10 protein-coding genes are annotated in these 9,036 nt (G+C 68.9%); 4 read left to right on the top strand and 6 right to left on the bottom strand.

Translation table 11 applies throughout. The features are described from left to right. Nucleotides 1-62 precede the first annotated feature (62 nt). Entirely contained in the window at nucleotides 63-971 is a 909-nt protein-coding gene (locus tag U9980_RS07295; protein ID WP_322767235.1) for a sugar phosphate isomerase/epimerase family protein, read from the bottom strand. Further along, nucleotides 968-2,251 carry an acyl-CoA dehydrogenase family protein gene (locus U9980_RS07290; protein WP_322767234.1) on the bottom strand — a complete coding sequence of 428 codons (1,284 nt, stop codon included), beginning with the start codon at nucleotides 2,249-2,251 and terminating at the stop codon, nucleotides 968-970. The genes U9980_RS07295 and U9980_RS07290 overlap by 4 nt, the downstream gene beginning before the upstream one ends. Before the next feature lie 210 nt (nucleotides 2,252-2,461). Between U9980_RS07290 and U9980_RS07285 the strand changes: the two genes are divergently transcribed. Both U9980_RS07285 and U9980_RS07280 read left to right on the top strand, forming a co-directional pair. After that, nucleotides 2,462-2,983, top strand: coding sequence for a PaaI family thioesterase (locus U9980_RS07285; protein WP_322767233.1), 522 nt, complete (start codon nucleotides 2,462-2,464; stop codon nucleotides 2,981-2,983). 129 nt (nucleotides 2,984-3,112) lie between these two features. Further along, nucleotides 3,113-3,538, top strand: a complete 426-nt coding sequence (locus U9980_RS07280) for a hypothetical protein (RefSeq protein WP_322767232.1) — start codon at nucleotides 3,113-3,115, stop codon at nucleotides 3,536-3,538. 92 nt (nucleotides 3,539-3,630) lie between these two features. Here U9980_RS07280 and U9980_RS07275 read toward each other — a convergent pair whose 3' ends face one another. The 4 genes from U9980_RS07275 to U9980_RS07260 are packed head-to-tail and all read right to left on the bottom strand — an operon-like array spanning nucleotide 3,631 to nucleotide 7,134. Next, complete coding sequence (locus U9980_RS07275) at nucleotides 3,631-4,827, bottom strand: ABC transporter permease (protein ID WP_322767231.1); 1,197 nt, start codon at nucleotides 4,825-4,827, stop codon at nucleotides 3,631-3,633. Beyond that, nucleotides 4,827-5,492 (bottom strand): ABC transporter ATP-binding protein, encoded by a 666-nt coding sequence (locus tag U9980_RS07270; RefSeq protein ID WP_322767230.1) that lies wholly within the window; start codon nucleotides 5,490-5,492, stop codon nucleotides 4,827-4,829. Before U9980_RS07270 ends, U9980_RS07275 begins: the two co-directional genes overlap by 1 nt. Then, a complete protein-coding gene (locus U9980_RS07265; RefSeq protein WP_322767229.1) occupies nucleotides 5,489-6,568 on the bottom strand; it encodes a peptidoglycan-binding domain-containing protein in 1,080 nt (359 codons plus the stop codon). Before U9980_RS07265 ends, U9980_RS07270 begins: the two co-directional genes overlap by 4 nt. Further along, nucleotides 6,565-7,134 carry a hypothetical protein gene (locus U9980_RS07260; protein WP_322767228.1) on the bottom strand — a complete coding sequence of 190 codons (570 nt, stop codon included), beginning with the start codon at nucleotides 7,132-7,134 and terminating at the stop codon, nucleotides 6,565-6,567. The genes U9980_RS07265 and U9980_RS07260 overlap by 4 nt, the downstream gene beginning before the upstream one ends. A 119-nt stretch (nucleotides 7,135-7,253) precedes the next feature. Between U9980_RS07260 and U9980_RS07255 the strand changes: the two genes are divergently transcribed. Both U9980_RS07255 and U9980_RS07250 read left to right on the top strand, forming a co-directional pair. Next, nucleotides 7,254-7,910: a response regulator transcription factor gene (locus tag U9980_RS07255; RefSeq protein WP_322748474.1), complete on the top strand. Its 657-nt coding sequence runs from the start codon at nucleotides 7,254-7,256 to the stop codon at nucleotides 7,908-7,910. Beyond that, nucleotides 7,907-9,036: sensor histidine kinase (locus tag U9980_RS07250; RefSeq protein ID WP_322767227.1), on the top strand; the 1,130-nt coding region annotated here is incomplete at its 3' end. The genes U9980_RS07255 and U9980_RS07250, both read left to right, overlap by 4 nt.

The following is a 9,036-nucleotide window of genomic DNA, read 5'->3' as shown; positions in this document are numbered from 1 at the left end:
CCTCGGTCAGGGGCTGTCCAGCGTGATCGATCACCGGCTGGACGGCCCCTGACCGTCGGGGTCTATCTCCCCGGCGGAGCTGATCGCGCGCGGTCGAGCGTGGCGCGGAGCGCGTCCATCAGAATCCGCCCGGCGCCGGCCGGACCCTGCGCGAGGATCTCGGCACTGAGGACCTCGACTCCGATCGGTGCCCGCGCCCCGGCGTCGTCGAGAATGCCGACGAGCCCGGTCAGGTCCAGACTGCCCTCGCCGGGCAGCAGCCGGTGCCGGACGTCCTCAAGGGGCGGGCCCACCGGCGTTGCCGCGGCGTCACTGAGCTGCACGGCGAACACCCGGTCGCCGGGGACACGGCGCAGCAACTCGGCGTCACCGGCGCCGGGGCCGCGGTTGTGGTGCCAAGCGTCCACGAGCACGCCGGCGTTGGGCCGGTCGGCACGGCGCGCGATCTCCCATGCCGTCCCGATGTCGCCGATCGTCGCCCAGGCCACCGCTTCCAGCGCGACGTTGAGCCCGTGGTCGGCGGCGCGGTCGCACAGGCCCGCGAACTTCTCGGCGGCCTGGTCCAGCTCGACCGGATCGCCGAAATGCGTCGCCACCAGCGTCCTGGCCCCCAGCGAACGTCCCGCCTGGAGATATTCGGCCTCGGTGAGAACCTGGTTCATGAACGCCGGCTGATCGACCGGGGGTGGCGTGAGCCAGTCACCGACCGCCTCTATCTCGGTGAGGGCAAGGCCGTTGTCATCCAACATGGCTCTGATGTCGGAGTCGGACAGCCCCTCCCGGGTGCGGGCCCGGTGCAGCGAACGGCCCAGGATCGAGATGGCGTCGAAGCCCGCTGCCGAGGCGGCGGTGAGGACATCGCGAAAGCTCAGCGACGCCACCGAGACGTTGCAGAGCACGAGCCCACCGCCGCTCGTGGCGGCCGGTGCAGTAGCGGCCGGTGCAGTGGCGGGCAGTTGCTCCTCGGTCACAGATCGGCCAGCACGTCGGCGTAGCGTGCCCGGGCCTGCTCTTCAAGGGCGATCAGGTGGTTGGTCGGGAAGAGCCCGTCGGTCGGCTTGTACCGCTTGAGCACCTCACGGGCGAGGGTGACCTTGTGCACCTCGGTCGGACCGTCGGCGAGGCCGACGGTGTAACCGGCGACGAGCATGTCGAAGAATGGCATCTCCTTGGTCAGGCCCAACGAGCCGTGCAGCTGCAGTGCCCGGGAGGTGACGTCGAGCATGACCTTCGGCATGGCCGCCTTGATGGCCGCGATGTCACCGCGGACCTGGCGGTAGTCCTGACGTTCGTCGATCAGCCAGGCGGTCCGCAGAACCAGCAGCCGGAACTGCTCGATCTGGATCCACGTGTCGGCGATGGCCTCCTGCACCAACTGCTTGCGCGCGAGGATCTCGCCCTGGGTGAACCGGGACAGCGCCCGCTCGCACATCATGTCAAAGGCCCACTTCACCAAGCCCACGGTGCGCATGGCGTGGTGGATGCGGCCGCCGCCGAGGCGGACCTGTGCGACCTCGAAACCACCGCCCTGCGCACCGAGCAGGTTGGTGCGGGGCACCCGCACGTTCTCGTACGCGATGTAACCCTCGGTTCCCTGACCGGCATCCTCGTCGATGAGCTCGACGTGCCGGATGAACCGGATGCCGGGCGTGTCGGTTGGGACGATGAACATCGACTGCTGCCGGTAGGGGGAGGCGTCCGGGTCGGTCACCGCGACGACAATCAGGAAGGATGCGAAACGGGCGTTCGAGGAGAACCACTTCTCCCCGTTGATCACCCATTCGTCGCCGTCCAGTACCGCCCGGGTCCGGAAGACCTTCGGGTCGGCGCCACCCTGCGGCTCGGTCATGGAGAAGCACGAGACGATCTCATTACGCAGCAACGGCGCGAGATACGTCGCCTTGTGTTCATCCGTGCCGAAATGCGCAAGGATCTCGCTGTTGCCCGAATCCGGTGCCTGGCAGCCGAAAACGCTGGGAGCGCAGCGCGACCTGCCTAGGATCTCGTTGAGCAGGGCGAGCTTGAGCTGGCCGTATCCGGGGCCGCCGAGTTCCGGGCCGAGGTGGCAGGCCCACAGCCCCTGCGCGCGGACCTTCTCCTGCAGCGGTGGGATGAGCGCGGCACGGACCGGGTCGGCGAGGTCGTACGGCTGGCGGACCAACCGGTCGACAGGCTCAACCTCGGTGCGGACGAACTCATCCGCCCAGTCGAGCAGCTTCTGGTAATCGGGATCCGTCTGAAAGCCCCACATCGGTGACTCCTGTCACTGTCTGGCTACTCACTGGCTGGCAATGCATTCGGTGAGGTCACGGGCCATGTTGCTCTAACCTGGATGCCGCACTCCAGGTTGCGATGAGACTGTTGCTAATCGTTATATGTTTATACTGATATCGAGGCATGCCCGCAACCGCGGCGAGCGTGTGGAGAGCACCATGCGGCCAAGAGGGGTGGCACTCGTCGGATGAGTGACAACGGACCGCGCTGGACGGGCTCGGACTTCCAGGTGCCACCGAGGGCCGGCGGTGCGGTGGCGCTGTGTGGCGCCTGTTCCCGCACGGGACAGTGCCACCTGGGGATGCTCCGCGAGCAGTTGGACGACGGGGTGCTGCGGGCGCACGTGACCTGTTCGCCGGAGCATGAAGGCGGTCCGAACGTCGCCCATGGCGGCTGGACGGCGGGGATCATGGACGAGGTGCTCGGACACCTGCCCATGCACCTGGGGACACTCGCGGTCACGGCGACGCTTGAGATCAAATTCATCCGCCCCGTTCCGATCGGGCGTGACCTGCTGGCATCGTCCTGGCTGGACAGGCGTGAGGGGCAGCGGCTGTATGTGGTCGGCGAGCTACGGCTGGCGTCCACGAACGCGGAGCTCGCCACCGCTAAAGGCGTTTTCGTCGCCCGCGACCGCGCGCACTTCGACCGCCAGCAGGCCTGGCTCGCCGAGCAGGACGCGGCCGGGGATTCCGCACCGAGAGCCTGAGATCCCGCACCAAACCATCGCATCCCAGCACTATCATCGCTACGATCAACCGTGCGCAATCATCGATCCGCGACAGAGCAGCCGCGGAAACCCTCGAGCCAGCCTCTGACAAAGGCCGAGCAACGGGCGGTGGTCAAAGCATGGCACGAAATACCCAAGCACACCAGAGCTGAAGTCAGGAAGCTGGCAAAGCGTCGCCTGCGGCATCCGGACCCGGTCGTCGCGGCCATAGCCGAGAACCTGGCGAAATACTACCTGCATGAGACTCGCCGAAGCTGGGTATTCGCGCTCCTCGCGCTCCTCACCTTTCCGATGGATGCCGCTGCGGGCTTCCTGATAGAAATTCTGCCCGGATACCTATCTCCGACCGCCGGCGCCGCATTCATAATCAGCGGCGGGATTTGGGGTGGTCTTTTCGGCGTTGCCTGGCAAGGTCGTCGCGGAGCAAAGCGAATCCTGGCTGCGAAACCGCAGCAACCGGATCCCGCAGCCACGCCAGCAGCCGTTGCGGTCGACAGCCTCGCGCCGGGCGAAGTGGATATCATCCAACGCTGACCGTCGCCTTGACCGCTTGATTCCGCCATGCCTCGCCAAACCAGGGTATCCCCGTGCCATCGTCGTTACGACCGTTTGAACCCGCGCTCCTGTCACGGCGCGGTCAGGGCTGTGACCGGGGTGAGACGAGCGGCGCGGATGGCGGGATAAAGGCCTGCGATCATGCCGACCGGCAGCGTGACAACCACGCCGCCCAACCAGGCGACCAGCGGAATGACCACCGGCCAGTGCTGCGTCGCCGCGTACCCACCCGTGGCGAGCACGCCGAGGATCACACCGCCGACACCGCCGAGACCGGCCAGCAGCAGCGATTCCATGAGGAACTGCAGGCGGATTTGTCCCCGGGTCGCGCCGAGGGCGCGACGAAGGCCGATCTCACCGCGCCGCTCGAGTACCGAAATGACCATGGTGTTGGCCACACCTACCCCGCCGACCACCAGGGCGACCGCACCGAGCCCGAGGAGGAGGCGGTCAAGCGTCCGGTGGGTGGCGCGCTGCGCGGCGAGCGCATCCGAGGGACGGGAGACCCGAACCTCATACGGGCTTTGCGGGTTCACCGTCGCCGGCAACACCGACCGGACGGCCTCCACCTCGGACGGCGCGGATCGCGTGTACAGCGTCGTGGGATGGGCGTCGAAACGAAGGTAGGTCTCGGCTGCGCTCCATCCGACCAGGGCGGCGTTGTCCAGTTCGGGGGCGAGCGGGACGGGTCCGAGCACGCCGACCACGCCGAACCACTGGCCACCCAACCAGACCCGGGTTCCGGGCAGGTGGGCCGCGAGCTTCTCGGCGGCCCGGGCGCCGAGGACGACAGCAGGGAAGGTCGAGGTCGCCCGGTTGAGCCAGCGGCCCTCGGTAACGCCACCGCTGACCGTGTCCAGCAGTCCCGGCTGGGCGGCCAGTACCGCGATGGCGCCGGTGTTGCCCACGTCGATGTGGTCATTGCGGTAGATCGAGGCGTTGACGCGCCCGGTCGCGGACACCGAGTACACCGGGGCAATCCGGGTCGCCATCTGGACCGATTCGGTCGGGAGCTTCGCCCTTTCCCCCAGTACGGTCTGGCCGGGTGCGGCGATGAGCAGGTTGGTGCCGAGCGTGTCCAGTCGCCGGTCCAGATCGGCGCGGCTGGATGAGGAGACACCGAGGACGGCGACCATGGCCGCGATCCCGAGCGAGATGCCCAGTGTCGCGAGCCCCACCCGCAGCGGTCGAGACCGCAGGCCGGCGGAACCGACCCGGAGCGTGTCGGCCAAGCCGAGCCGTGCGGGGCGTGGCAGGGCGCCGGCCATCAGACCACCTTCCCGTCGAGAAGGCGCACCTGGCGCGGCAGCCGGCCGGCGATGTCACGGTCATGGGTGATGACCACGACGGTGGTACCGGCCGTGTGAAGCTCGTGCAGGATGTCCAGCACGGCAGCGCCTGAACCCGTGTCCAGATTGCCGGTCGGCTCGTCCGTCAGTAGCAACATGGGGACACCGACCACGGCGCGAGCGATGGCGACCCGTTGCCGCTCCCCGCCGGACAGTTCGTGTGGCCGGTGCCCGAGCCGGTGGCCGAGCCCGACACGGTGCAGCGCCGCCTCGGCACGCCGACGACGATCGCGGATCGGGACGCCGGCGTAAAGCAGTCCGTTCGCCACGTTGTCCAGGCACGACACACCGTCGGCGAGATGGAAGTTCTGGAAGACAAACCCGATGCGGTGCGCCCGCAGCGCGGATAGTCGGCGGTCGGGCAGCGCTGCCACGTCGTGTCCGTCCAGGTACACGCTGCCGGTAGAAGGCCGGTCAAGAGTACCCATGATGTGCAGCATCGTCGATTTCCCGGAACCGGAACGGCCGACGACGGCCACCATCTCCCCGCTGTGGACGGTCAGGTCGACGTCCCGGAGGGCGGCGACGCCCCCGGGGTACACCTTGGAAACGCCGTGCATCTGCACCACCGCAGGCGGATTCATGCCGGCACCTTCACCTTCACACCCGCATCGATGCCGGCAGCGCTGACCTCGACCCGGCCGTCCGCGAACAATCCGGTCCGCACCGGTACCACCCGGCTCAGGTCGCCGTCGACGATCTCCAGGGCGTACCCTCCCTCGATCGGCGCGAGCAGCGCGGCGACCGGTACCGTCAGCACGTTCTCCCGCTGGTCCAGAACGTGCCGCACCTTCACCGGCGCCTGATCCAGCCCCTTGACCGCATCCTGGTTCGCGATGGTGACGGTGACCGTCACGGTGGCCTGCTGGGCACCGCTGCCAGCCGGGGCGTTCGCATCGTCGCCGCCGGCCTGTGCGCTCGCCTGGGTGCCGACGTCGGCCACCACGCCGGGCACCGCGGCGCCAGCCGGCAGCACGATGTCCACGTTGGTGCCCTTAACCGCCCATGCCGTGTTCTGCGCCGAGACCTGGGCGGTCACCGCCTTGGTCGTGCCGGTGCAGGCGAGCACCTGGCCGGTCGCGGCCGCACCGAGCCGGGCCATCGGGCTGGCGACCCGGACCGGCCCGGGTAGGTAGATGACCTCGGCGACGTCCACCGTGCCGGTCTCCGGCCGACCCAGGTCCCGCTGCCAGCGCTTGACCGCCGCCGCCGTCTCGGCCGTGTACCGCTGGTCGGCCGTGAAGCCGGTGTATCCGAGCGCGCGCAGGTTGGTCTCAAACTGGTTGACGTCATTACCGACCGTGTCGGGCGCGAGCGGGCGGTACATGGGCAGGTCACCGTAGAGCAGCACGACCGGCAGTTCATCGGCGCGCAGTAGGGCACGGCCCCGCTCCACCGTGTCACCGGCGTTGGGCAGCCAGGTGAGAGTGCCGGGCGCCCTGGAGTCGACCGGTTGGGTCGGGCCGTAACTGAGTGTTCCGTCCACGAAGGCGGTCTGCATAAGGGTTGTGCGGGTGATCTCGGCGGTGACCGCTGGCGGCGATGAGCCGGCCGGAACCGCCGATGAGGGGCGCTGCGCGAGGTGCACAGTCAATGCGCCGACGGTGAGGGTCAGCGCAGCCGCCACCGCGCCGATAACGAGGCCAGTGCGCATCCTCATCCGCCGATCGTGCCGCCGCCGGTTGCAGGCCAGACCTGCTGCTGGCAGGTCTGCAGGCCCGACGCCAGACTCGGGTCGTCCTTGAGCCGCGCGGCCAGCTGGTCGCTGACGCGGGGGTCGCCGGTCACCGGGTCGGGGTCCGGATATTCCGGCACGCCGTGTCCCCGCAGGCACACGGCGAGCCGACGCTGGGCCTCGACCGCCTGCTGATCGGGCCGCTCCGCGTCGACGGCCGCCGGCAGGTACGGACGGCACCTCTGCGAGGCGGCGTTGACTACGCCGATGTTCGTGCGTTCCTTGTCGATCTGCGGCATGCCCTCGGCGGTTGACTGGTCGAGCAGCGTGACACCGTTGCTCAGCAGGCAGTCGCGATACCGCGTGGCCTGGCTGCCGCGGTCGGCGCTGCTCTGGACCGCCGATGGCGAGCCGGCCGAGACGGACACCACGTGCGATGTCCCGCCCCCGCCGGCGCAGCCGGACAGCAAGGCCACCGTCAGTCCGGCCGCGGACACCGGACCGATCAGCGGAAGGCGTCGGCTCGCGGCCGGATTTCCCGTGTTCGTCATGGCAGTGATGGAACGCGGTTGGCGATAAGATCACCGTAAGCGACGATACTTACGCGCTTCTTATGCGGATTCGTTCACAATCTCCTCAGCGCTGCGGACCGGTCGAGGGGGGAGCGTCCATGCGGGTGCTGGTCGCCGAGGACGAGGGGCTGCTGGCTGACGCCATCGCCGAGGGCCTGCGGCGGGAGGCGATCGCGGTCGACGTCGTCTACGACGGCGCCGAGGCCCTGGAACGGTTGGGCGTCAATGACTATGACGTCCTGGTACTCGACCGGGACCTACCGATCGTGCATGGCGACGACGTGTGCCGCAGCCTCGTCGGGTCGGACGCGGACACCCGGGTGCTGATGCTCACCGCGTCCGGCGAGGTGAGTGACCGGGTCGCCGGCTTGTCGCTCGGCGCCGACGACTACCTGCCGAAACCGTTCGCGTTCCCGGAGCTCGTCGCCCGGGTGCGCGCCCTGGCCCGGCGGGCGCGGCCGGCCGCGCTCCCGGTACTACGCCGGGCGGGTATCGAACTTGACCCGGCGCGCCGGCAGGTGACCCGGGCCGGTCTCTTTGTCTCCTTGTCCCGCAAGGAATTCGGGGTGCTCCAGGAGCTTCTCCTCGCCGACGGGGCGGTGGTGAGCGCCGAGCAGCTCCTGGCGAAGGTCTGGGACGAGAATATCGATCCGCTGACGAACGTCGTCCGGGTGACCGTCATGACGCTGCGCCGCAAACTCGGTCAACCGCCGCTCGTGGAGACCGTCACCGGCGTTGGGTACCGGCTGCCATGACCAGGCTGCACGTCCGCACTCGGCTGGCCCTGCTCTTCGGCTGTCTGGGACTGGTCGTGAGCGGGTTGACTCTGCTCGTCGCCTACCTGGTGGCCGACCACGCCATCGCGCAGCTGCCGATCGACATCTCCGTCGCGGTACAGGCGACGCCGAGCTCCGAAGACCAGGCCGCGCAGTCCAAGGCCCGGCAGGTGCTCGCGGAGCGGACCATCCGGGAACGGCTGCGCTCACAGGCCCTGGCTCCGCTGGTGGATCGCGGGTTGATCCTGGCAACCGGACTGACTGCCGCCAGCCTGGTCGCCGGCTGGTTTGTCGCGGATGCGACGTTGCGTCCATTGCGTCAGATCACCGCTACGGCCCGCCGTGTCGCGGACCGTAGCCTGCACGAACGGGTCACGTTGACCGCTGCCCGGGACGAGTGGTGGGAGCTGGGTTCCGCGATCAACGCCATGCTGTCCCGCCTCGACGCAACCTTCGCGGCGCAGCGGCAGTTCGTCGGCAACGCCTCGCACGAGCTCAAGACGCCGTTGGCGATCAATCAGACCCTGCTCGAGGTGGCGATGAGCCGCCCCGATGCCCCAGTCGAGCTGATCCGCCTTGGTGAAACCATGCTGGCGGTGAATGCTCGGCACGAGCGGCTGGTGGACGGGCTGCTGGCCTTGGCCCGGGCCGAGCACGGCATCGCGGATCCGCGGCCGGTTGACCTCGCGGAGGTCGTCAGAGACGTGCTGACCCTTTTGCAACCGGAGGCCGACCGGCTGAAGCTGCAGGTCACCGCTGAGGCCAGCCCGGTTGTCGTCGACGGCGACCGCATCCTGCTCGACCGGCTCGTGCAGAACCTGCTGCAGAACGCCATCCGACACAACGTCACCGGCGGCTGGTTACGGGTCGCCGCCGGCCCGGTCGACGGCGACGCCCGGCTCGCCGTGGTCAACAGCGGCCCGGTCCTCATCCCGGCGAGTGTGCCCGAGCTGTTCGAGCCGTTCCAGCGTGCGGCGAACCGCGTGCATTCAGCCCGGGGCACCGGCCTGGGACTGTCAATTGTACGGTCGGTCGCCCAGGCGCACGGTGGCACGGTGAGCGCGGTCGCCCGCGACGAAGGCGGCCTCGACGTGGCGGTGACGAT

The organism is Protofrankia sp. Cr1 (assembly GCF_963555865.1).
GTDB lineage: Bacteria > Actinomycetota > Actinomycetes > Frankiales > Frankiaceae > Protofrankia.
Note: the sequence above shows the minus strand (reverse complement) of the source record. Positions and strands in the feature narration are given on the sequence as shown.

Bases quoted from the DNA above. Each gene is read 5' to 3' on its own strand.
- U9980_RS07290 (WP_322767234.1), bottom strand. From the start codon at position 2,251: ATGTGGGGCTTTCAGACGGATCCCGATTACCAGAAGCTGCTCGACTGG.
- U9980_RS07285 (WP_322767233.1), top strand. From the start codon at position 2,462: ATGAGTGACAACGGACCGCGCTGGACGGGCTCGGACTTCCAGGTGCCA.
- U9980_RS07275 (WP_322767231.1), bottom strand. From the start codon at position 4,827: ATGGCCGGCGCCCTGCCACGCCCCGCACGGCTCGGCTTGGCCGACACG.
- U9980_RS07270 (WP_322767230.1), bottom strand. From the start codon at position 5,492: ATGAATCCGCCTGCGGTGGTGCAGATGCACGGCGTTTCCAAGGTGTAC.
- U9980_RS07265 (WP_322767229.1), bottom strand. From the start codon at position 6,568: ATGAGGATGCGCACTGGCCTCGTTATCGGCGCGGTGGCGGCTGCGCTG.
- U9980_RS07260 (WP_322767228.1), bottom strand. From the start codon at position 7,134: ATGACGAACACGGGAAATCCGGCCGCGAGCCGACGCCTTCCGCTGATC.
- U9980_RS07255 (WP_322748474.1), top strand. From the start codon at position 7,254: ATGCGGGTGCTGGTCGCCGAGGACGAGGGGCTGCTGGCTGACGCCATC.